This window comes from Nocardioides sp. URHA0020 (assembly GCF_000620705.1).
Taxonomy (GTDB): Bacteria; Actinomycetota; Actinomycetes; order Propionibacteriales; family Nocardioidaceae; genus Nocardioides.
Map to the genome: position 1 here is coordinate 182,073 of NZ_KK211167.1, position 22,147 is coordinate 204,219.

Sequence of the window (22,147 nt, forward strand, 5' to 3'; positions counted from 1 at the left end):
TCCGTGGGAGCCCTCGGCGATCTCGGCGGCCTGATCATGACGCCGCTCTATTACGCGATCTCGGCCGTGCTGGTCGCGTGGCACTGGATGTTGACGCAGATCGGGCTCGACCCGGACAGCGGCCTGACCTGGGTGCTCTCGGTCATCGGCCTCACCCTGACGGTGCGCGCGGCGCTGATCCCGCTCTTCGTGAAGCAGATCAAGTCGAGCCGCAACATGCAGCTGATCCAGCCCAAGGTCAAGGAGCTGCAGAAGAAGTACGGCCACGACCGGGAGCGGCTGGCCCAGGAGACGATGAAGCTCTACAAGGAGAGCGGGACCAACCCGTTCGCCTCGTGCCTGCCGATCCTGATCCAGATGCCGATCTTCCTGGCGCTCTTCCGGCTGCTCGACCACCACGCGGCCAAGGGCGACGGCAAGGCCTTCATCACCACCGAGCTGGCCCACAGCTTCCAGAACGCCGAGCTCTTCGGGGTCATCCCGCTGAAGGCGACCTTCCTCAAGGCGGACGGATCCACGGCCGTCATGGTTGTCGCGGCGCTGCTCGTGATCGCGATGACGGCCACGACCTTCACCACCCAGCGGCAGCTGATGAGCAAGAACATGCCGGCCGACGCGCTGAGCGGCCCGTACGCCCAGCAGCAGAAGCTGCTCCTCTACGTCCTGCCCGTCGTCTTCGCGGTCGGTGGCATCGCCTTCCCGATCGCCGTGCTCTTCTACTGGACCACCTCGAACCTGTGGACCATGGGCCAGCAGTTCTACGTGATCCGCAACAACCCCGCGCCGGGCACCGCCGCCGAGACGGCCAAGAAGGAACGTGACCGGCTCAAGGCGGAGAAGCACGGCAGGAAGGTCGAGCCGGAGGCCGAGGCCCTGCCCGTCGTCGAGGAGCCGCGGCCGCAGGCCCGCCAGCAGCCGAAGAAGCAGTCCAAGAAGCAGCGGAAGCAGACCCCAGGTCAGCGACCCAGCCCCACCCCCAAGCCGAAGACCGAAGGAGGCACCGATGCCTGACGAGACCCTGACCGACGACGCAGTGGTGGACGAGACCGTGGTGGACGAGACGGCGGACGAGACGTCTGACGACACGGCCGATGACACGGCCGATGACACGACCGCCGACGAGGAGCAGGTCGACGACGGCGAGGAGCCCTCGGCGAGCACCTCGCGGCTCGAGGAGCTCGAGGCCGAGGGCGACATCGCCGCGGACTACCTCGAGGAGCTCCTCGACATCGCCGACCTGGACGGCGACCTGGACATGGACGTCGACGGGGACCGCGCCGCCGTCTCGATCGTGGGTGCGGACCTGTCGCAGCTCGTCGGTGACAACGGTGAGGTGCTCGAAGCCCTGCAGGAGCTGACTCGGCTCGCCGTCTACCGCGAGACCGGCGAGCGCACCCGGCTGATGCTGGACATCTCCGGCTTCCGGGCCCGCAAGCGCGAGGAGCTGCTGGCGGTGGCCGAGGCGTCGGTGGCTCGGGTCCGCGAGTCCGGCGACCCGGAGTCGCTCCCCGCGATGACGCCGTTCGAGCGCAAGGTCGTGCACGATGCGGTCGCCGCCGCCGGCCTGACGTCCGAGTCCGAGGGCGTCGAACCGCGTCGCTTCGTGGTGGTCCTCCCGGGGTGACGATGGACCCCGATGTTTCACGTGAAACGCCCTCTACGCCCGACGTGGCGCGGAGGGCGTTCGCGTCTGAGCGCCTGCCGCTGGCAGAGGAGTTCGCCCACCTGCTGGCGACCGATGGGGTGTTCCGGGGGCTGATCGGCCCCCGCGAGGCGCCCCGCCTCTGGGACCGGCACCTGGTCAACTGCGCCCTGCTGGCGCAGGCGATCCCGCACGACGTGACGGTGTGCGATGTCGGGTCGGGTGCCGGGCTGCCCGGGCTCGTCCTCGCGATCGCCCGGGCCGACCTGCGCATCACGCTGGTGGAGCCGCTGCTGCGCCGCACCACGTTCCTCGACGAGGTCGTCAGCACGCTCGGGCTGACGAACGTCGAGGTGGTGCGCGGCAAGGCCGACGCTCTGCACGGTCGGGTGACGTACGACGTGGTGACGTCGCGGGCAGTCGCGCCGCTCGAGCGGCTGCTGGGGTGGTCGATGCCCCTGGTGGCTCCCACCGGTGCGTTGCTGGCGATGAAGGGCAGCTCGGTGGGCGAGGAGATCACGGCGGCCGCCGCGGCCTTGCACCAGTGGGGGTGTGCAGAGCCGGAGGTGCTCATGCTCGGGGAGGGCTGGCCGGTGTCCCCGACCATCGCGGTGCGGGTGGCCTGGGCCGATCCGGCACGGGTATCTTGGCCGCTGGCCACCAGCCCGGTCCAGGAGCAGCGACCGCCGCGCGGTGGCGGACGCACCTCGGGGCGCGAGCGATCGACAGCGAAGGGGAGGCGGCAGAAGTGACGGATGGCGCCGGGTCCGGCGAAGAGTTTTCCACCGGACAGAATCCCCCCGTTGAGCGTGGCTATCCACAGATCGACGACAGTTCTCCACAGGAGAGACCCATGCAGTCCGGTCCCGATGTTTCACGTGAAACCGGCGGCTTCCGCGTGCGTACCGCCGCGGACATCGCCGTCGCCGCTGCGTCCTTCGACGACGACCACGCCACCCCGCTGGCGCGCGCGGCGGAGCACATTGTGCTGGCCCGTCAGGGGGCTCGGATGCGACCGCCGATGACGCGACCGAGCAAGACCCGGATCTTCGTGGTCGCGAACCAGAAGGGCGGCGTCGGCAAGACGACCTCGACGGTCAACATCGCCGCAGGGCTGGCGCAGCTCGGGCAGCGCGTGCTGGTGATCGACCTGGACCCCCAGGGCAACGCGTCGACCGCCCTCGGGGTGGAGCACCGGCGCGGGGTGCCCTCGACGTACGACGCGCTCGTCGACGGCGAGCCCCTGGTCGACGTGATGTCCGAGTCGCCCGAGGTCGCGAACCTCTGGGCCGTGCCGGCGACCATCGACCTGGCCGGTGCGGAGATCGAGCTGGTCTCCGTCGTCGCCCGTGAGAGCCGCCTGCGCAAGGCGGTCCACGGCCACCCGTGGGTCGGCACCGAGGCGGACGCGGGCGAGGATCGCTTCGACTACGTGCTCATCGACTGCCCGCCCTCCCTCGGCCTGCTGACCCTGAACGCGCTCGTGGCCGGTGACGAGATGCTGATCCCGATCCAGGCCGAGTACTACGCGCTCGAGGGGCTCGGCCAACTGCTCGAGACCGTCGACATGGTCCGGGCGCACCTCAACCAGGCGCTGGAGGTCTCCACCATCCTGGTCACCATGTTCGACGCCCGCACCCGACTGGCCGCCGGCGTCGCGGAGGAGGTGCGCGATCACTTCGGCGACCAGGTCCTCAAGACCTCGATCCCCCGGTCTGTCCGCGTCTCGGAGGCGCCGTCGTACGGGCAGACCGTGATGACCTACGATCCGGGTTCGCCGGGTGCGCTGTCCTACCTCGAGGCCGCACGCGAGATCGCCGTCCAGGGAGCCAGCCGATGAACGCCAACCGCCAGCCCCAGCGTCGTGGTCTCGGCCGGGGTCTCGGCTCGCTGATCCCGACCGGTCCGCCCAGCGAGGAGACCCCCGTCGACGGAGGCACGCCGGACGCCGGCTCGATCGGTCAGCTCGACGTCGCCGGGCTGGCCCCCGTCTCGGGCGCCTACTTCGCCGAGATCCCGGTCGGGCAGATCCAGCCCAACAAGGTGCAGCCCCGCCAGGTCTTCGACGAGGAGGCGATGGCCGAGCTCGTGCACTCGATCAAGGAGATCGGCGTCCTGCAGCCGGTCGTGGTGCGCCGCCGCGGGCCGGAGGAGTACGAGCTGGTCATGGGGGAGCGTCGCTGGCGCGCCTCACAGGCCGCCGGCCTGGACCTGGTCCCCGCGATCGTCCGGGAGACCGACGACGTCGACATGCTCCGCGACGCGCTGCTGGAGAACCTGCACCGGTCCCAGCTCAACCCGCTGGAGGAGGCCGCGGCCTACGCGCAGATGCTGGACGACTTCGGGTGCACGCACGAGGAGCTCGCCAGCCGCATCGGTCGCTCGCGGCCCCAGATCAGCAACACCCTGCGGCTCCTCAAGCTCACACCCGCCGTCCAGCGCCGGGTCGCGGCCGGCGTGCTCTCGGCCGGCCACGCCCGGTCGCTGCTCGCGATCGAAAACCCGGAGATCCAGGACCGGCTGGCCGCCAAGGTGATCGCCGAGGGCATCAGCGTGCGCGCCCTGGAGGAGATCGTCGCCCTTCGCGACGTCGACTCGCCGGCACCGCGGGCCACCCGCAGCAAGCCGCACGCTCCCGGCCTGGTCGACCTGGCCGACCGGCTCTCCGACCGCTTCGAGACCCGGGTCAAGGTGGACCTCGGCCGGGCCAAGGGCAAGATCACGGTGGAGTTCGGCTCGCTGGACGACCTGCAGCGCATTGTCGACATCATGGACCCGCGCAACCGCAACGACCGCCCGGTCTGAGCGGGAAGCGCAGCCGACAAAGCAATGAATTGGTAAGTCAGCAAGTCACTTTGTCGACTTGTTGGCTCGTCGCTCGGCCCGGATCCGTCGCTCCTCGGCGTCCAGGCGCAGCGCCTCGTCGGGGGTCGGGGCGGAGCCGCCGTACGCCGCGGGGAGCCACCAGGACCCGGTCGGCTGCTCCTCGCTCGGGTAGCTGCGGATCGTCTCGTCGAGCAGCCCCGCCATCACCGAGCGCAGCTCCTCGGTCTCGGCGACCGGGTCCGCGCCCGTGGGGTGCAGCGGCGCGCCCACGGTCAGCGCGATGGTCTTGCCCCGGGAGAAGTCGCGCGGGTGGTCCTTCGTCATCATCCGCTGCGTGCCCCACATGACGACCGGCACCACCGGCACGCCGGCCTCGGCCGCGATCCGCACCGCACCGGTCTTGAACTCCTTGAGCTCCATCGACCGCGAGATCGTGGCCTCCGGGAAGATGCCGACCGCCTCCCCGCGGCGCAGGTAGTCGATCGCCGTACGCGCCGAGGACTCCCCGGCCCCGCGGTCCACCTCGATGTGGTGCAGCGAGCGCATCAGCGGCCCGACCAGGGAGTGGTCGAACAGCTCGCGCTTGGCCATGAACCGGACCAGCCGGCCCGAGGGGTTGGCGGCGAGGCCGCCGTAGACGAAGTCGACGTAGCCGATGTGGTTGCAGGCCAGCAGCACGCCGCCGGTCCGCGGCACGTGCTCGGTGCCGGTCATCACGAAGCGCTGGCCCAGCAGCCGGAAGCCGGTCTTGGCAGCCAGGATGACCGGGGGGTAGGTGATGTCGCGCATGGTGCTCCTCGGGTCAGCGGCGGGTCTCGAGGAAGTCGGCGATGCGGCCGATCGCCTCCTCGAGGACGGTGGCGTCGGGCAGGGTCACCAGCCGGAAGTGGTCGGGCCGCGGCCAGTTGAAGCCGGTGCCGTGGGTGACGAGCAGCTTCTTGGCGCGCAGGAGGTCGATCACGAACGCCTCGTCGTCCTCGATCGGGTAGACCTCGGGATCGAGCCGGGGGAAGCAGTAGAGGGCGCCCATCGGCTCCACGTTGCTGACGCCCGGGATCTCGTTCAGCAGGCGGCTGGCGAGCTTGCTCTGCTCGTAGAACCGACCACCGGGCACGACCAGCTCCTCGACCGACTGGTAGCCGCCCAGCGCGGTCTGGATCGCGTGCTGCGCGGGGACGTTGGCGCACATCCGCATGTTGGCGACCAGGGTGAGGCCCTCCAGGAAGTCCTGGGCGATCTCCTGCGGCCCGGAGATCATCAGCCAGCCCGCCCGGTAGCCACAGACGCGGTAGGCCTTGGACAGGCCGCCGAAGGTCAGGCAGAGCACGTCGCTGCCGGCGTACGTCGCCGCGTGGTGGTGCTCGGCGTCGTCGAAGATGATCTTCTCGTAGATCTCGTCGGCGAAGACGACCAGCTCGTGGCGGCGGGCGATGTCGATCAGGCCCGTGACGACCGCCTCGCTGTAGACGGCGCCGGTGGGGTTGTTGGGGTTGATGATCACCAGGCCCTGGGTGTGCTCGGTGATCTTGGCCTCGATGTCGGCGAGGTCGGGATTCCAGCCGTTGGCCTCGTCGCACTCGTAGTGCACGGCCGTCCCTCCGGACAAGGTGACGGCGCCGGTCCAGAGCGGGTAGTCGGGCGCCGGCACGAGGATCTCGTTGCCGTCGTCGAGGAACGCCTGCAGCACCATGGTGATCAGCTCGGAGACGCCGTTGCCGATGAAGACGTCGTCGACGCCGACGTCGCGCAGCCCGTGGCTCTGGTAGTACTGCGCGACAGCGGTCCGGGCCGGGTAGATGCCCTGGCTGTCGCTGTAGCCCTGCGAGTAGGGCAGGTGGTGCACGATGTCGGCCACGATGGCCTCCGGCGCCTCGAAGCCGAACGGCGCGGTGTTGCCGATGTTCAGCTTGAGGATGTGGTGACCCTCGGCCTCCAGCCGCTGAGCCTCGAGCAGGATCGGTCCGCGGACGTCGTACCGGACGTTCTGCAGCTTGCGGCTCTGTCGGATCTTGCGCACCCGGTCATCCTGACAGGCCGGTGCCTACCATGGGTCGGGGGAGCACGGCGGAGGGAGTGTGATGTCGCGCAAGGTGGTCCGGCTGACCCTCGACCATCTCGAGGACCTCGCCGCGCCCTGCCGCTCCTGCCTCTTCTGGGAGCTGGACCCGGTACGCCGCGGCCGGGTGACGGATCCCTGCGCGGAGAAGGACGCCTGGGTGTCGGAGGTGCTGCGCGAGTGGGGCTCGTGCGGTCGGGTGGCGCTGGTCGACGACGTGCCCGTCGGGTTCGCGCTCTACGCGCCGGAGGCGTTCGTGCCGGGCGCGGCGGCCTTCGCGACGGCACCGGTGTCGTCGGACGCGGTGCTGCTGACCACGATCCACGTGGATCCGGCGCACCGCGGCGGTGGACTGGGCCGGATGCTGGTGCAGGGACTGGCCAACGACCTGGTGCAGCGCGGGGGGATCGGCGCGGTCGAGGCCTTCGGCGACCCGCTGGGTCGCGGTGGACGCTGCCTGCTGCCGGTCGAGTTCCTCGGCAGCGTGGGATTCAAGACCCACCGGACGCACCCGAGCACGCCGCGGATGCGGATGGACCTGCGGGCGGCGCTCAGCTGGAAGGACGAGGTGGAGAGCGTCCTGGGCCGCCTCGTGGGCGCGATGCGCCCGAAATCGGCGCGAGGCCCGGCGCCGAAAGCGACACGGGCCTCGCGGGACACCCTTGCGGGTGGTTGATCAGGCGATGTACTCGGCCAGCTCGTCGAGCAGCTTGGCCTTGGGGCGGGCGCCGACGATGCTCTTCACGACCTCGCCGCCCTGGTAGACGTTGATCGTCGGGATGCCGGTGACCCGGTACGACGACGGGGTGACCGGGTTCTCGTCCACGTTCATCTTGAGGAAGGTGACCTTGTCACCGTGGGCGGTCGCGATCTCGTCGAGGATCGGGGCGACCTGGCGGCACGGGCCGCACCACTCTGCCCAGAAGTCCACGAGGACCGGCTTGTCGGACTTGAGGACCTGCGCCTCGAACTCGGCGTCGGTCACTGCACTGATGTTGCCCACGGATGGTTCCTTTCGACGGTGAACTCGGAGGTCTGATCACTCAACACCAGGCCGCGGCCCGATGTTCCCTGAACGACGCGGGTCAGAGGCCCGCGGTCGTCACGCGCTCGTCGAGCGCCTCGGCCGCCACGTCGTCCTGCGCCTGCGCGGGGGTGACGGCGCCGAAGTCCAGGTCTGCCAGGTAGCGCTCGGCGTCCAGGGCCGCCGCGCAGCCCGTGCCCGCCGCGGTGATGGCCTGGCGGTAGTGGTGGTCGACCAGGTCGCCGGCAGCGAACACGCCGGGGACGTTGGTGGCCGTCGACGGGTGCCGCACCAGGACGTAGCCGTTGTCGTCGAGGTCGACCTGGCCCGGGAGCAGCTCCGAGCGCGGGTCGTGGCCGATCGCGATGAAGAGGCCGGTCGCCGGCAGGTTGCTGGTCTCCCCGGTGACGGTGTCCTCGAGGGTGAGGGACTCGAGGCGGTCGGCGCCGTTGATCTCGGCGACCTTGGAGTTCCAGATGATCTCGAGCTTGGGGTCGGCGAACGCCCGGTCCTGCATGATCTTGGAGGCACGCAGCTCGTCGCGGCGCACGATGAGGGAGACCTTGGACCCGAAGCGGGTGAGGAAGGTCGCCTCCTCGATCGCGGAGTCACCGCCGCCGACGACCGCGATGTGCTGGTCGCGGAAGAAGAAGCCGTCGCAGGTCGCGCACCACGACACGCCGCGACCGGACAGCTCGTCCTCGCGGGGCAGCTCGAGCTTGCGGTAGCCCGAGCCCATCGACAGGATCACCGAGCGCGCCCGGAAGGTGGCGTCGGCGGTCTGCACGACCTTGATGTCGCCGCTCAGGTCGACCTCGACCACGTCGTCGGAGATCAGCTCGGCGCCGAAGCGCTCGGCCTGGGCACGCATCTCGTCCATCAGGGCGGGACCCATGATGCCGTCGCGGAAGCCGGGGAAGTTCTCGACCTCGGTCGTGTTCATCAGCGCACCACCAGCCGTCACCGACCCCTCGAAGACCAGCGGCTGGAGGCTCGCGCGGGCGGCGTACACCGCAGCGGTGTAGCCGGACGGGCCGGAGCCGATGATGATGACGTTGCGGACGTCGGTGTCGGACATGGAGCGCGACTCTCCTCTTGCTGGGTGGAGCGGGTGCCGCTGTCGGTGTCGAGCGGCACGGGTAGAACCGATCGTAGGTGAGGAAACTTCCCCGGAGTGGCTCAGCCCACCGCGACCGTGCTGGACCGGACCACCGCGGTCTCGCCGCACAGGTAGAGGTCGACCCGCTGCCGGTCGCCGGACGGCGGCCGCAGGACGAGCACGCCGGGCTCCCCGTCGTACTGGACGGCCAGGCGCTCACCGGGCCCCACCGCCAGGTCGGCGCAGGCGGGCGGCAGCGACGGGACGATCGGGCGCGCGCTGGCGGAGCCCTGCTTGGCGGCGAGGAGGGCTCTGACCTCGGTGCCGAAGCCGGCCGAGCTCAGCACGACCGGGGGGCCGGTCGCGAGCTGGCTGCGATCGCCCGCACTGTCGCCGTCGACGTCGGACTGCGGCGCGGAGGCGCCCCCGGCCTCGGACCGCTGGGCGGACCCGGCGTCACCGCCCCCGCCGCCCAGGTCGAGCTGGGTGAAGCCCACAGCGAGGACGACCACGGCGGAGGCGGCGACCAGGAGGGTGCGTGCTGTACGCCGTCGCCGGCGTGCGGCGAGGTCGACGGGAGGGGTCGGCCGACCTAGGTCGAGCCCGGCGAGCACCCGGTCGAGACGGTCGACGACCTCGGCGGGCATCGGCTCGTCGTGACGGGCGTCGGCCAGGAGCCGGCGTACCTGCTCCTCGGCGGGGGTCGGCTCGGGATCGGACACGGGTGTTCACCTCCTCGTGGTGGTCGGCCTGGTGGTGGCACTGGTGGGTGACGGGGACTCAGCCGGTGGCCGGTGGACCACGCGGGGCGTCGGTGGGTTCGACGGGCGTCGAGGCCACCGGGTTCCGCGCCGGGGTGTCGTGCGGGTCACCCTCGGCGGCGTCGAGCAGGGGCGCGAGCAGCTCGGCGAGGCGGGCCCGGCCGCGGGAGCACCGTGACTTCACGGTCCCGACCGCGCAGTCGAGGATCGCGGCCGCCTCGGCGACCGGGTAGCCCTCCATGTCGACGAGCACCAGCGCGGCTCGCTGCTCCTCCGGCAGGGTGCGCAGCGCGTCGAGGACCATGGCGCGCTGCTCGGTGCGGCTCGCGTGGTCGGCCGGGTCGGCGACCTCGTCGGTCGCCGAGCGCAGCGACCCGCGGTCCCCGCGCTCGTCGAGGTCGTCGGGCAGCGGCTCGGCGCGGCGTACCTTGGCCGCGCGCAGGCGGTCGAGGCAGGCGTTCACGACGACGCGGTGCAGCCAGGTGGTCACCGCGGAGTCACCGCGGAACGTGCCGGCCCGGCGGTACGCCGCCACCAGGCCGTCCTGGAGGCCGTCGGCCGCGTCGTCGCGGTTGCCCATCGTGCGCAGCGCCACCGCCCAGAGCCGGTCGCGGTGCCGGGCGAAGAGCCGGCCGAACGCGTCCGGGTCACCCCCGACGTGAGCGGCCAGCAACTCGGCGTCCGTGGGCTCGTGCTGCGCCTCGCTCATCCGCGCGCCGTCACCTCGGCGACCTCACCGCGGAAGCCGTCGGCGGTGGCGGGCACGGAGGTGAGGAACACGACGAGGTAGCGGCCTCGGACCGGCTGGTCGAGGGTGATCCGGTCGGTCTTGTCGACCGTGGCCCGGGCGACGGCCTTGAGGCCGTCGGTCGTGGTCGGGCGGGTGTCGGTGAGGTAGAGCGACAGGCCGGTCGACCCGCCCAGCACCGTCACGTCGACGGCCGTGACCGAGCGCTCGGCGCCGAGGTCGAGGACCAGGCCGACCCCCGCCTTGAGCCCGCCGGGGCCGAAGTTCTGCTTGTAGTTGAGGCTGCGCCAGGCTGTCGCCTTGTCGCCGTCGACGGCGAGCGGCGCCAGCTCGGGGTTCTCCTGCGGCGGCGTGCCCTGCGGGTCGAAGTCGGTGGCGGTGACCCCGGTGATCGGGTCGGTCGCCGGCGAGACCGGCGCCTGGCTCGACGGGGTCGCGGACGGACGGTCGTCGTCGTCCGGCACGGCGCCCAGAGGGGTGCGGCCGCGGCCGAGGTTGTAGGCGACGGCGACGGCGAGCAGCAGGAGCACGGCGGCCGCGATGACAGCGGCCAGGCGCAGCCAGTTGCGACCCGGCATCTCCTCCTCGGGCTCGTCGGCCGCGGCGATCAGGCCGGTGCCGGTGTCCCAGGGCCAGAAGCCGCGGCCACCGGGAGCCGGGGCGGGCGCCGGGACCGGTGCCGGGACCGGCGGCGTGCTGGGCCGCGCTCCGGGACGCGGCCTGCGGGTGGGCGTGCCCTCGGCCGGGGTAGGGGCGAAGAGCGGGCGCTCCGGTGGCTCCTCGAACGGCGGGGGTGGCGCGGCGGGCTCGCCCGGCGCGACCAGCCAGGAGACGTCGTCGGTCTCGTCGTCGAAGATCGGCAGCCCGGCCTGGGTCGGCAGCTCGGCCGCCGGCTCGGGCGTGTCAGCGGGCTGGGCCGGCTGGGCGGGCTGGGCGGGCTGGGTCGTCTCGACGGTGTCCACGGGTACGGCGGGCTGCGCCGGGTCGGTCGCCGCCTCCGGCTCCGGGTCGGGCTCCGGCTCCGGCTCGGGCGTCGGGGGCGGGACCTGGCGGGCCGGCCGGTCGGCGATCGCGGGCAGGGCCGCGATCTCGTTGGTGTCGCGGTGACCGGCGGCGGCCTCCGCCTCCGCCAGGCCGGTGCTGTCGCCGACGAACGCGCACAGGTAGTCGGCGATGCCCTGGGCGGAGGCGACGTCGTGGGTCTCGCGCAGGCGGGCGCCGGCCGGCCCGGAGTAGGGGTTGACGACCTCGTCGCACAGCGTGTCCAGCGGCCGCGGGATGCCGGCGCGGACCTGGCGGGGGCGGAGCACCCGGCCCTGCTCGAGGGGCGCCTCGGCGATGGCCGACGAGGAGACTCCGGGCCACTTGCCGGTGAGCGCGCAGTAGAGGATGCCGCCGAGGTCGGCGACGTCGGTCGACACCCGGCCGGCCGGGAGCCCGTGCATGGCCGCGTCCACGGCGTACCCGATCAGGCGGACGCCGCCGGTGTGGTCGACGAGCACGTTCTCTGGGATCAGCCGGCCGTGGGCGACCCCGACCTCGTGGCCGGCGGCGACGGCGGCGGCCACCTCGGACACGAGCCAGGCCGCTCGACGCGGACCGAGCGGTCCGGCAGCGAGCATGATGTCGAGGGAGTCGCCCGAGCCCCACTCGTTGATGACGTAGCAGAGCCCGTTGGCCCGGTCGGCGTCCAGGACCCGCAGCAGGCGCCGGTCGTGGACGGTCGCGGAGCGCCGTGCCGCCTCGAGCAGGTCGGTGGCGCGCTCGTCGTCCTCGGCGATGACGTGCAGGGCGACGTGCCGGTCCAGCACCCGGTCGTGGGCACGCCAGAACCGGCCGCCCCCGCTCTCCGTGAGCAGGTCGACCAGGCGGTACCGGTCGGCGAGCACGTCGCCGGGCCGGATCGAGCTCGGCACTCAGCTCCCCTCGTCGGACTCGGACCAGACCGTCGTCGCGGTGGTCCAGGCCCATCGTAGGGCGATGTCAACGCCGACGAGGGAGGGGCAGCCGACGTGCGATCGTGTCGACGATCGACGTCAGCTCGCTCAGCCGCAGCGCGCGCGCCGCGCCGACCAGCACCAGGCCGCCGGCGGCGCCGGCGAGGACGAGCGTCACTGCGGCCGCCCACCAGCTGTCGTCACCCACGATCTGGTGCAGCAGGTACGCCGAGCCGCCGGCCGCGGCCACCGCCGCGGCCGTCGCGACGGCCAGGCGGAGCAGGAACCGGAGCAGCGCCGCGGCCTCCAGGCCACCGACACGACGCGAGAGCATCAGGTAGGACAGCGTCGCGCCGACGAGGTACGCCGCGGCGTACGCGAGCACCAGCGCGGACGCGGTGCCGAGCTCGTCGACGCCGTGGACCAGGGTCACGGCGACCGCGATGTTGACGACCCCGACGACGCACTGGATCCAGAACACCTGGGCGTTGCGCTCGAGGGCATAGAAGCCGCGCAGCATCAGGTAGTGGACGGTGAAGAAGACCAGCCCGATGCCGAAGAGCGAGAGCGGCGGGGCGAAGAGGTCGTAGTCGTCGCGCCCGGCGCCGTACCCCCAGAGCAGGTGCGCGGCGTCGGTGGCGACGACCGGCAGCAGCGCGGCGAACGGGACGACCAGGGCGAGGGCGCTGCGCAGGGTCGACGACAGGGACCGGGCGACCGCCGCGAGGTCGCCGTCGGCCGCGCGCGCGGCGAGCCGCGGCAGGATGGCGGTGGCCAGCGACACGGTGATGATCGAGTGCGGGACCATGATGATCAGGAACGTGTTGGAGTAGACCGTGTAGCCGGTGGCCCCGGAGGCGTGCACGCCGTCGCAGGCGATCGCCGCGGTGCCGCCCGAGGCGAGCCGCACCACGACGGTGTACGCGATCTGGTTGACGATCACGAACAGCACGGTCCAGACCCCGAGCTGCAGGGTCCGGCCCAGCCCGGTGCCGACGAAGTCGAAGCGCGGGCGGTAGTGGAAGCCGGTCGCGCGCAGGTAGGGCACCAGGATCGCGAACTGGGCGGCGATGCCGACGGTGGCGCCCAGGCCCAGCAGCAGCTCCTGCCCGGAGGTGAAGGAGCCGAACACCTCGGCGCCGCGCGCGGGGCCGAAGACGAAGAGGTAGACCACCAGCACCGCGATCGAGATGGCGTTGTTGGCGATCGGCGCCCACATCATCGGCCCGAAGCGGCCGCGCGCGTTGAGCACCTGGCCGATGAGGACGTACATCCCGTAGAAGAAGACCTGGGGCAGGCAGAGCCGGGCGAAGTCGATGATCGAGTCGCGCTGGGCGCTCAGGCAGGGTCGACCGAACGCCGAGTCCAGGAACACCGACATCACCCACGGGGCGGCGACCACCAGCAGCACGGTGACGACGCCCAGGAACAGCCCGGCCAGCGTGATGATCCGGTTGGCGTACGCCTCGCCGCCGTCGGCGTCCTGCTTCATCGTGCGCACCAGCTGCGGGACCAGCACGGCGTTGACGACGCCGCCCGCGAGCAGGATGTAGAGCATGTTCGGGATCGTGTTGGCGATGTTGAAGAGGTCCGCGTGCAACGACGCGCCCAGCGCCGCCACCAGCAGGGCGGACCGGATGAAACCGCTCGCCCGGGAGAAGACGGTCCCGACCGCCATCACCGCGCTGTTGGCGAGGACGCGCTCGCGCTCCTCCTCGGGCCGCTCGTCGTCGAAGGCGCTCATCGGCTGCTCACGCTGACGTTGCAGCCGCTCGGATCCGGCGGAAGAGCCGGATCACGATGGTGGCGAAGAGCAGGGCGAGCCCAGTCCCGAGGATCAGCCAGATGACGCTGCTGACCCGGCTGGAGCGGAAGGGAAGGGAGTCCGACGTGCCGAGCGGCGCACCCTCGGAGTCGGTGAGCACCAGCCGGGCGTTGCGGACGCCGGTGGCCTCCGACGACGCGTGGAGCAGGATCGTGGTCCGGCTGCCGGGGCCGATCTCGACGTCCTTGTCCGGCACCGTGACCGTCAGCAACGGGTCCGTCTCGGCTTCCAGGCGCACGGTCACGGGCTGGTCCAGACCGTTGGTGACGGTGGCCGAGAACCGGCCGCTGCCGCTCGCCAGGATCACCGACGGCGGTGCCGCCACGTCGACCATGCGCAGGCGCTCCTCGATCCACTCCCGCGAGCGCGACGCGGAGGCCTGGCTGATCGTGGGGTCGCGCCGGTCGGCGAAGGACACGTCGGTCATCGCCTCGTCCCGGACGACGCCGCCGACCCGGTCGTTGCGGGTCAGCAGGTTCTGCAGGGTGTCACCGGCGTGGGCCAGCGCCGTCGCGGCGGCGAAGTCGGTCGCGTCGAGCTCGGCGGCCTGCTGCGCCTTCGGGTAGCTCAGGGTGTCGGCGTCGACCTCGCGCCCGGTGTGCGCCGCGACCGTGTCCACCGTCGTGAGGTGCAGCCAGTCGACGTCCAGGCCCTCGAAGAACCCGGTGCTCGAGCCCGCGTCCCAGCTGCTCGGGACCGTCACGACCAGCGGGGGCTGACCCGTCGTCGCCAGGCGCAGCGCGGCCTCGCTGAGGATGCGCTGCCGTACGGCGACCGGCGCCAGCGACTCGTCCGGACCCGGCCCGCCGGTCGCGGCCTCGGACGACGTCACGACGACGGTGTGCCCTCCGGTCGTGGCGACCGCGGGCGCCCGGCCCCGGAACATCCGGTCCGTCAGGAGCACCTGGGAGTCGGCGGCGGCCAGCTCGACCGCGGCCGGCGAGAGGTAGCCGGACGGCGACGAGACGGCGGGGGAGAGGGGGAGCCCCCAGGGCGCGAGCTCGGTGCCGGTGCGCTTGTGGGCCCGGGCGTAGGCCTTCGGGTTGTGCGCGGCGGCGCCCGAGACGTCCACGTCGCCGTACGGCAGGCCGAGGATCTCGCTGCCCTCCAGCCCGGTGTGCAGCCGCTCGAGCCACTGGGTGGCGGCCGCGGAGGCGGCAGCCAGGTCGGGGTCCTCCGGGGTGTCGGCGTCCGCGGCGTCGGACCCGTCGTCGGTGGGCTCCGGCGACGCGTCCGGCGACGGGCTCGCGGACTCCGTGCTGTCCGGCTCGCCCGGCTCGAGCGTGGGGGCCAGCGACCGCGCCGGGTTGCCCTCGGTGAGCCGGGTGGCGGCGTCGGTGATCGCCGGATCCACGAGCCAGGTGATCGGCCGGTCCCCCGCGGCGAGGCCGAAGTCGGTGAGGCCCCGCAGCCGGCCACCGGTCGACAGGGTGCGCGTCCAGTCGCTGAGGCCGGCGATCCGGCCGTCGCTCTCGTGGCGCACGGCGCCGCGGATCGGCACGACCAGCGCGGTGTCGACGACCTTCGTGGTCGCCGCCGGGACGAGCGGGAGGAAGGTGCGGGCGCGGCCGTCGGCGGTGTTGTCCCGGGTGCCGTCCGGGCCGGCGCCGAGGGCGTGGACCCCGAACCAGTAGACCCCGGGCGCCGTGACGAGCAGGCGCACGCGCGGCACCGAGATGGAGTACTGCATGGTCTCGCCGGGAGCCAGCTCGTCGATGGTGAAGTAGGGCCCGGGGTCGACGATCCGCTTGCCGACGTCGTCCTCGGCGTCGGTCTCGGAAGCCTCGGCCAGCTCGGCGGTGCTCGAGATCGGGGTGTCCGAGATGAACGGGTAGAGGTTGACAGTGGACCACGTCTCGGTGTCGAGGTTGGTCACCGAGCCGGTGACCCGGATGGGTCCCTTCCGCGGGATGGTCGAGGGCGCGAGGCTGTCGATGCTCACCGACAGGGGTGCGTCCGCCGCGTCTCGGGCGGGCACCGCGGCTGCGGCCGGGGCGGTGAGAGGTACGGCGAGGGTGCCGGCAAATGCCGCCGCCGCCAAGGCAGACAGCAGCGACACCAGGCGTAGCACGCAGCGACTCTACTGGCCGGGCCTGCGCGGATCGGGCCCCCGCCCCGCTCACGCCCTAGACTCGCCTGCCGTGCCAGAAGCTCCGCCGCCGTTGCCGCAGATCGCCGACGTCCAGCGTTCGGTCACCGCCGAGCTGGACCGGATCGCGCCGGTCATCGACGAGCTCGGCCACCGGTTCGCCGCGGCCGGGCACGAGCTCGCGCTGGTCGGGGGCCCGGTCCGCGACGCCATGCTCGGGCGGCGCCACCACGACCTGGACTTCACCACCTCGGCCCGCCCGGACGAGACCGAGCGGCTGCTCAAGGGCTGGGGGGACGCGATCTGGGACATGGGCCGCGCGTTCGGGACGATCGGCTGCCGCAAGGACGACTGGCAGGTCGAGGTCACGACGTACCGCTCGGAGTCCTACGACCCCACCTCCCGCAAGCCGGACGTCGACTTCGGCGACAACCTCGTCGGCGACCTCGGCCGACGGGACTTCACCGTCAACGCGATGGCCGTGCGGGTGCCCGGCCGCGAGATCGTGGACCCGTACGCCGGCGTCGTCGACCTCGCCCACGGGCTGCTGCGGACGCCGGGCCGGCCCGAGGACTCCTTCTCCGACGACCCGCTGCGGATGATGCGCGCCGCCAGGTTCGCCGCGCAGCTCGGCTTCACGGTGGCGCCGGAGGTCGTCGAGGCGATGCGGGCGATGGCCGGGCGGATCGAGATCATCTCCGCCGAGCGGGTCCGCGACGAGCTGGTCAAGCTGGTGTGCGCGCCGTACCCGCGACTCGGGCTGACCCTCCTGGTGGAGACCGGGCTGGCCGACATCGTGCTCCCCGAGCTCCCGGCGCTCGCCCTCGAGCGTGACGAGCACCACCGGCACAAGGACGTCTACCAGCACACGCTCACGGTCCTGGAGCAGGCGATCGACCTCGAGCCGCGCCTGCCCGGCGGCGGCCCCGACTTCGTCTCGCGGTTCGCCGCGCTGATGCACGACGTCGGCAAGCCGCGGACCCGGCGCTTCGTCGACGACGGCACCGTCACCTTCCACCACCACGACGTCGTCGGCGCCAAGCTGACCCGCAAGCGGATGAAGGCGCTGCGCTTCTCCAACGACCAGATCGACGCCGTGAGCGAGCTCGTCGAGCTGCACCTGCGCTTCCACGGCTACGGCTCGGGCGAGTGGACGGACTCCGCCGTACGCCGCTACGTGCGCGACGCCGGCGACCAGCTCGAGCGGCTGCACATCCTGACCCGTGCCGACTGCACCACGCGCAACAAGCGCAAGGCCGAGCGGCTGAGCCGGACCTACGACGAGCTCGAGGTCCGGATCGCGCGGCTGTCCGAGGAGGAGGAGCTGGCGTCGCTGCGCCCGGCGCTCGACGGCAACCAGATCATGCAGCTGCTGGGGGTCGGTCCCGGCCGCGACGTCGGCGCGGCGTACAAGTTCCTGATGGAGCTGCGCCTCGACCAGGGCGTGGTCGAGCCCGCCGCCGCCGAGGCCGCGCTGCTCGCCTGGTGGGCCGAGCGTCCCCGGCAGTGACCGCCTCGCCGAGCCGGCGACGTCGCAGCGGCAGTCGCTGGTGGAGCGTGGTCGCCGTTGACGGGCGATCTACAGTCGCCCCATGGGAGCCACGGACGACGCCGCCGACCAGGAGCTGACCGAGGCCGTGCGGGCCGGCTACGCCTTCGACGGAGCGGCGCTCGAGCTCGGGGGGCTGATGCTGGCGCCCGACCGGCTGGCCGACGTGCCCGTCCGGATCCCCACCGCGATGCTGAACCGGCACGGCCTCGTCGCCGGCGCGACCGGCACCGGCAAGACGCGGACGCTGCAGCTGATGGTCGAGCAGCTCAGCGCCCAGGGCGTCCCGGTGTTCGCCGCCGACATCAAGGGCGACCTGTCGGGGCTGGCCCAGGCCGGGCAGCCGAGCGAGAAGCTCAGCGCCCGGGCCGCGACGGTCGGACAGGAGTGGACGGCGACCGGCTTCCCGGTCGAGTTCTATGCCATCGGCGCGATGGGCTCGGGCATCCCTCTCCGGGTCACGATGAGCGCGTTCGGGCCGACCCTGCTGAGCAAGGTGCTCGGGCTCAACGACACCCAGGAGTCCAGCCTCGGGCTGGTCTTCCACTACGCGGACCGGGCCGGGCTGCCGCTGCTCGACCTCGCCGACCTGCGCGCCGTGGTCGCCCACCTCCTCAGCGACGAGGGCAAGGTCGAGCTCAAGGAGCTGGGCGGGCTCTCGTCGGCGACGGCCGGGGTGATCCTGCGCGAGCTGATCGGGCTCGAGGACCAGGGCGGTGACGTCTTCTTCGGTGAGCCGGAGTTCGAGTCCGCGGACCTGGTCCAGCTCGCCCCCGACGGCCGCGGCCTGATCTCGCTGGTCGAGCTGCCCCAGCTCCAGGACCGGCCGGCGATCTTCTCGACCTTCTTGATGTGGCTGCTCGCCGACCTCTTCCACGACCTGCCCGAGGTCGGCGACGTCGACAAGCCCAAGCTGGTCTTCTTCTTCGACGAGGCCCACCTGCTCTTCGCCGACGCCTCCAAGGCCTTCCTCGACCAGGTCGCCCAGACCGTCCGGCTGATCCGGTCGAAGGGCGTGGGGGTCTTCTTCGTCACCCAGAGTCCGACCGACGTGCCCGACGACGTGCTCGCCCAGCTCGGCTCGAGGGTGCAGCACCAGCTGCGCGCCCACACGCCGAACGACGCGAAGGCGCTCAAGGCCACCGTGGCGACGTACCCCACCAGCGGCTACGCCGACCTCGGCGCCGTCATCACCGGCCTCGGCATCGGCGAGGCGATCGTGACCGTGATGGACGAGCGCGGCGCACCGACCCCCGTCGCCTGGACCCGGCTGCGGGCACCGGAGTCGCGGATGGACCCGTGCGACCCGGACCTGCTGACAGCCGCGGTCGCGGCCAGCCCGCGGGCGACCAAGTACGGCGCGGCCATCGACCGCGAGTCGGCGCGCGAGCTGCTCGCGACCCGCCTCGAGCAGGGCGCCGCCAAGCAGGCGCAGGAGAGCACCCAGGTGCAGGTGCCGGTGCCGAAGCCGGCGAAGCGGGCCGCGCCGAAGAAGGCGTCGCCCCGCGACGACGGGATCGTCGACCAGGTGGTGGGCTCCGCGGCCTTCAAGGACTTCATGCGGACCGCGGCCCGCGAGATCGCCCGGGGGATGTTCAAGACCGGTCGCCGCTGAGGGGTTCGTCGCCGACAGGTCGTCGAGACACCCGAACGGGCTGTCAGTCCGGCGATTCGTCAGCCATTCCTGGTGTCTCGACGACCCGGTGACGGTCGCGCCGGTCCAGGACCTCGTCCAGGGTCGGCACCGTCCGCGGGGCCAGCTGCCACCGGCGCTCGAGGTGTACGGCGCGCGCCGCCGCCTGCTCCATCCGGGCGACCACCCGAGCCGGGTCCCGGAGGGTGCGGCCGACCATCTCGACGTACTCCAGGCCGACCGCGCGGACGGCGGCCTCGCGATCGACGTCCGCCTCGTGCTGGTCGAGGTCGCGGTGACCGGCGCCGGCGTACTCACCGACGACGCCGCGTCCCGGGTCGAGGAGGTCCGGGTTGGCGACGAACCGGCCGCGGGCGTCGAGGATCGTCGGGTTCAGCAGCGGGCGCCCCCACTGCGCGTCGAGCTCCCAGACCTGGCGGAAGCGGTCCTCCTGCGGCGACCGGCACCCCTCCACCGAGATCTCGACGGCGGCCTTGACGAGCCGGACGTCGCGGTACCAGCGCCGGGTCGCGGCGTAGAGCCGCATCCGCTTGACCGAGGTGAGCTGAGCCGCGCACGCAGCACCGACGGCGACGGCCATCTCGCGGACCTCACCGATCCGCTGCATCTCGTCGTACAGCGCCCGCTCGGCGCGCGCGCACCGGATGCCGTGGAGGACGACGACCTCGTCCTCGGGGACCCGGTCCTCCGCGACCGCCGTGCCGAGGTCGCCGCGGTGGCGCGTGCCGTTCGCGGCTACCGGGACCCGCACTCGGGTCCGTCCGTCCGGGGCGAGGCCGTCGAAGAACCCTCCGCCCTGGAGGCGCAGGGCCGCCCAGCCGGTGACCACGGCGGGCGCACCGCTCCGGGCGTACGACTCGAGGATCCGTTGCTCCACCACGTCGTCGCTGATGCCGGCAGGCACCACGAGCCCCGGCGCGGTGAACCGCCAGGACGGCCCGCGGGCCTGCGCCCGCGTCGGTCCCCGTCGACCGGTCGGGTCGAGGCGCACCGGAGCCACCAGCCCGGTGACGGGCGGCGCGATCGGGTCCCAGCGGTGCGGCACCCCACGGGCCTGCCCGCCGTACCTGGGGACGAATCAGCCGACCCGGCGGCCTGTGGAAACACGTCGAGACACCACAAGTGGCTGCCAGAACCAGGTTCTGACAGCCACTACGGGTGTCTCGACGATCTCAGCGGGCTGAGGTCACTCCTCGCCGGCGATGAAGGCCTCGACGCGGCGGCGACCCTCGTCGTCGGGGAGCTGCACCGGCGGGGACTTCATCAGGTACGACGAGGCGGAGATGATCGGGCCGCCGATGCCGCGGTCCTTGGCGATCTTCGCGGCCCGGATCGCGTCGATGATGATGCCGGCGGAGTTCGGGGAGTCCCAGACCTCGAGCTTGTACTCGAGGTTGAGCGGGACGTCGCCGAACGCGCGACCCTCGAGGCGGACGTAGGCCCACTTGCGGTCGTCGAGCCACGCGACGTAGTCCGACGGCCCGATGTGGACGTTCTTGCTGTCGACCAGGCCGGCCAGCGGGCCGGTCAGGTTGGAGGTGACGGCCTGGGTCTTGGAGACCTTCTTGGACTCCAGGCGCTCGCGCTCGAGCATGTTCTTGAAGTCCATGTTGCCGCCGACGTTGAGCTGGTACGTGCGGTCGAGCACGACGCCGCGGTCCTCGAACAGCTTCGCCATCACGCGGTGGGTGATGGTGGCACCGACCTGCGACTTGATGTCGTCACCGACGATCGGGACGCCGGCGTCCTCGAACTTCTTGGCCCAGACCGGGTCGGAGGCGATGAAGACGGGCAGGGCGTTGACGAAGGCCACGCCGGCGTCGATCGCGCACTGGGCGTAGAACTTGTCAGCCTGCTCGGAGCCGACGGGGAGGTAGGACACGAGCACGTCGGCGCCCGTCTCCTTGAGCACCTGGACGACGTCGACCGGCTCGGCGGCGGACTCCTCGATGGTCAGGCGGTAGTACTTGCCCAGACCGTCGAGCGTCGGGCCGCGCTGGACGTCGATGCCGAGCGTGGGGACGTCGGCGATCTTGATGGTGTTGTTCTCGGAGGCGTTGATGGCCTCGGAGAGGTCCTTGCCGACCTTCTTGTCGTCGACGTCGAACGCCGCGACGAACTCCACGTCGGACACGTGGTAGTCACCGAACATCACGTGCATGAGGCCGGGGACCGTGCCTGAGGGGTCGGCGTCCTTGTAGTACTCGACACCTTGGATGAGGGAGGTGGCGCAGTTGCCCACTCCCACGATTGCTACTCGTACCGAACCCATCGGGTTTCCTTTCGTGTTCACAACTTCTGGTCAGCCGCGGGGGTCGCGGGTGGCCTGATCGGAGGCGCCACCGGCGCCGTGGTCTGCGACTGGTGGTGCGGGGTGCCGTTGCGCTCGGCGTTGATCAGCTCGGAGAGCCACTCCACCTCGCGCTCCACCGACTCGACGCCGTGCCGCTGGAGCTCGGCCGCGTAGCGGTCGACCTCCTTCTGCGTGATGGAGAGCTGGGTCTGCACCCGGTCGAGGCGCTCCTGGAGCCGGGTACGCCGGCCCTCGAGCACCCGCAGCCGGATCTCCATGTCGGTGGAGGAGAAGAACGCGAACCGGATGTCGAAGTTGTCGTCCTCCCACGCGGTGGGACCGACCTCCGACATCAGCCGCTCGAACTCGCGCGTGCCCGCCTCGGTGACCTGGTAGGTGATCCGCGGCCGCTTCGACACCGGGGTGCCCGGCGTCTTGGTGGCCAACGACTCCTCGATCAACGAGGCACGCAGCATCTTCTTCAAGGTCGGGTAGAGCGACCCGTAGGAGAGCACCCGGCCCCACCCCAGCATCAGGTTGAGGCGCTTGCGGAGCTCGTAGCCGTGCATGGGTCCCTCGTGCAGCAGTCCGAGGACTGCGAGCTCGATGGTCTCTGCGCGACGTGCCATGAGACGTATCGTAGC

Annotated in this window: 20 protein-coding genes; 8 read left to right on the plus strand and 12 right to left on the minus strand. The window is 71.9% G+C overall.

The window, feature by feature from the left end; all coding sequences use genetic code 11:
- The first annotated feature begins 3 nt into the window (after positions 1–3).
- The 5 genes from yidC (at position 4) to N542_RS0109645 (ending at position 4,447) form a co-directional block, all read left to right on the plus strand.
- Positions 4–1,011, plus strand: a complete 1,008-nt coding sequence (gene yidC, locus N542_RS24185; RefSeq protein WP_036507201.1) for a membrane protein insertase YidC — start codon at positions 4–6, stop codon at positions 1,009–1,011.
- Entirely contained in the window at positions 1,004–1,624 is a 621-nt protein-coding gene (locus tag N542_RS24190; RefSeq protein WP_081795114.1) for a Jag family protein, read from the plus strand. Before yidC ends, N542_RS24190 begins: the two co-directional genes overlap by 8 nt.
- A gap of 44 nt (positions 1,625–1,668) precedes the next feature.
- Complete coding sequence (gene rsmG, locus N542_RS0109635) at positions 1,669–2,394, plus strand: 16S rRNA (guanine(527)-N(7))-methyltransferase RsmG (RefSeq protein WP_231482584.1); 726 nt, start codon at positions 1,669–1,671, stop codon at positions 2,392–2,394.
- A gap of 146 nt (positions 2,395–2,540) precedes the next feature.
- Complete coding sequence (locus N542_RS24195; RefSeq protein WP_051551567.1) at positions 2,541–3,482, plus strand: ParA family protein; 942 nt, start codon at positions 2,541–2,543, stop codon at positions 3,480–3,482.
- Positions 3,479–4,447, plus strand: a complete 969-nt coding sequence (locus N542_RS0109645; RefSeq protein WP_028643741.1) for a ParB/RepB/Spo0J family partition protein — start codon at positions 3,479–3,481, stop codon at positions 4,445–4,447. The genes N542_RS24195 and N542_RS0109645 overlap by 4 nt, the downstream gene beginning before the upstream one ends.
- Positions 4,448–4,492: 45 nt before the next feature.
- On the opposite strand, the gene N542_RS0109650 is transcribed toward N542_RS0109645, so the two are convergent.
- A complete protein-coding gene (locus N542_RS0109650; RefSeq protein WP_028643742.1) occupies positions 4,493–5,257 on the minus strand; it encodes a lysophospholipid acyltransferase family protein in 765 nt (254 codons plus the stop codon).
- A 13-nt stretch (positions 5,258–5,270) separates the two neighbouring features.
- Entirely contained in the window at positions 5,271–6,485 is a 1,215-nt protein-coding gene (locus tag N542_RS0109655) for a pyridoxal phosphate-dependent aminotransferase (protein WP_028643743.1), read from the minus strand.
- A gap of 61 nt (positions 6,486–6,546) precedes the next feature.
- Here N542_RS0109655 and N542_RS0109660 point away from each other — a divergent pair, with 61 nt between their 5' ends.
- On the plus strand, positions 6,547–7,200 hold the full coding sequence (locus N542_RS0109660) for a GNAT family N-acetyltransferase (protein WP_028643744.1): 654 nt from the start codon (positions 6,547–6,549) through the stop codon (positions 7,198–7,200).
- Here N542_RS0109660 and trxA read toward each other — a convergent pair whose 3' ends face one another.
- The 7 genes from trxA to N542_RS0109695 form a co-directional block, all read right to left on the minus strand.
- Positions 7,201–7,527, minus strand: coding sequence for a thioredoxin (gene trxA / locus N542_RS0109665; protein WP_028643745.1), 327 nt, complete (start codon positions 7,525–7,527; stop codon positions 7,201–7,203). It lies immediately after the preceding gene.
- Positions 7,528–7,609: 82 nt separating this feature from the next.
- Positions 7,610–8,626: a thioredoxin-disulfide reductase gene (gene trxB, locus N542_RS0109670; protein ID WP_028643746.1), complete on the minus strand. Its 1,017-nt coding sequence runs from the start codon at positions 8,624–8,626 to the stop codon at positions 7,610–7,612.
- A 101-nt stretch (positions 8,627–8,727) separates the two neighbouring features.
- Complete coding sequence (locus N542_RS0109675) at positions 8,728–9,369, minus strand: hypothetical protein (protein ID WP_028643747.1); 642 nt, start codon at positions 9,367–9,369, stop codon at positions 8,728–8,730.
- Positions 9,370–9,427: 58 nt separating this feature from the next.
- On the minus strand, positions 9,428–10,117 hold the full coding sequence (sigM, locus tag N542_RS0109680; RefSeq protein WP_028643748.1) for an RNA polymerase sigma factor SigM: 690 nt from the start codon (positions 10,115–10,117) through the stop codon (positions 9,428–9,430).
- Positions 10,114–12,072: a protein kinase family protein gene (locus N542_RS26595; protein WP_051551568.1), complete on the minus strand. Its 1,959-nt coding sequence runs from the start codon at positions 12,070–12,072 to the stop codon at positions 10,114–10,116. Before N542_RS26595 ends, sigM begins: the two co-directional genes overlap by 4 nt.
- A gap of 67 nt (positions 12,073–12,139) precedes the next feature.
- Positions 12,140–13,837, minus strand: coding sequence for a murein biosynthesis integral membrane protein MurJ (murJ, locus tag N542_RS0109690; protein ID WP_036507210.1), 1,698 nt, complete (start codon positions 13,835–13,837; stop codon positions 12,140–12,142).
- Positions 13,838–13,844: 7 nt separating this feature from the next.
- Complete coding sequence (locus N542_RS0109695; protein WP_155992959.1) at positions 13,845–15,989, minus strand: DUF6049 family protein; 2,145 nt, start codon at positions 15,987–15,989, stop codon at positions 13,845–13,847.
- Between the two features lie 70 nt (positions 15,990–16,059).
- Here N542_RS0109695 and N542_RS0109700 point away from each other — a divergent pair, with 70 nt between their 5' ends.
- Positions 16,060–17,517 carry a CCA tRNA nucleotidyltransferase gene (locus N542_RS0109700; RefSeq protein WP_028643751.1) on the plus strand — a complete coding sequence of 486 codons (1,458 nt, stop codon included), beginning with the start codon at positions 16,060–16,062 and terminating at the stop codon, positions 17,515–17,517.
- 82 nt (positions 17,518–17,599) lie between these two features.
- The gene (locus tag N542_RS0109705; protein WP_028643752.1) at positions 17,600–19,171 is read left to right on the plus strand and encodes a helicase HerA-like domain-containing protein; all 1,572 of its coding nucleotides are present in this window, start codon (positions 17,600–17,602) and stop codon (positions 19,169–19,171) included.
- Positions 19,172–19,214: 43 nt separating this feature from the next.
- Here N542_RS0109705 and N542_RS24210 read toward each other — a convergent pair whose 3' ends face one another.
- The 3 genes from N542_RS24210 to N542_RS0109720 form a co-directional block, all read right to left on the minus strand.
- Positions 19,215–20,255, minus strand: a complete 1,041-nt coding sequence (locus N542_RS24210) for a hypothetical protein (RefSeq protein ID WP_036507215.1) — start codon at positions 20,253–20,255, stop codon at positions 19,215–19,217.
- Positions 20,256–20,396: 141 nt separating this feature from the next.
- Positions 20,397–21,482, minus strand: a complete 1,086-nt coding sequence (locus N542_RS0109715; protein ID WP_028643753.1) for an inositol-3-phosphate synthase — start codon at positions 21,480–21,482, stop codon at positions 20,397–20,399.
- Positions 21,483–21,499: 17 nt separating this feature from the next.
- Positions 21,500–22,132 carry a PadR family transcriptional regulator gene (locus tag N542_RS0109720; protein ID WP_028643754.1) on the minus strand — a complete coding sequence of 211 codons (633 nt, stop codon included), beginning with the start codon at positions 22,130–22,132 and terminating at the stop codon, positions 21,500–21,502.
- Between the last annotated feature and the right edge of the window lie 15 nt (positions 22,133–22,147).

Bases quoted from the DNA above. Each gene is read 5' to 3' on its own strand.
- murJ (WP_036507210.1), bottom strand. From the start codon at position 13,837: ATGAGCGCCTTCGACGACGAGCGGCCCGAGGAGGAGCGCGAGCGCGTC.
- N542_RS0109720 (WP_028643754.1), bottom strand. From the start codon at position 22,132: ATGGCACGTCGCGCAGAGACCATCGAGCTCGCAGTCCTCGGACTGCTG.
- N542_RS0109645 (WP_028643741.1), top strand. From the start codon at position 3,479: ATGAACGCCAACCGCCAGCCCCAGCGTCGTGGTCTCGGCCGGGGTCTC.
- sigM (WP_028643748.1), bottom strand. From the start codon at position 10,117: ATGAGCGAGGCGCAGCACGAGCCCACGGACGCCGAGTTGCTGGCCGCT.
- N542_RS24190 (WP_081795114.1), top strand. From the start codon at position 1,004: ATGCCTGACGAGACCCTGACCGACGACGCAGTGGTGGACGAGACCGTG.
- N542_RS0109650 (WP_028643742.1), bottom strand. From the start codon at position 5,257: ATGCGCGACATCACCTACCCCCCGGTCATCCTGGCTGCCAAGACCGGC.
- N542_RS0109715 (WP_028643753.1), bottom strand. From the start codon at position 21,482: ATGGGTTCGGTACGAGTAGCAATCGTGGGAGTGGGCAACTGCGCCACC.
- N542_RS0109660 (WP_028643744.1), top strand. From the start codon at position 6,547: ATGTCGCGCAAGGTGGTCCGGCTGACCCTCGACCATCTCGAGGACCTC.
- trxB (WP_028643746.1), bottom strand. From the start codon at position 8,626: ATGTCCGACACCGACGTCCGCAACGTCATCATCATCGGCTCCGGCCCG.
- N542_RS0109705 (WP_028643752.1), top strand. From the start codon at position 17,600: ATGGGAGCCACGGACGACGCCGCCGACCAGGAGCTGACCGAGGCCGTG.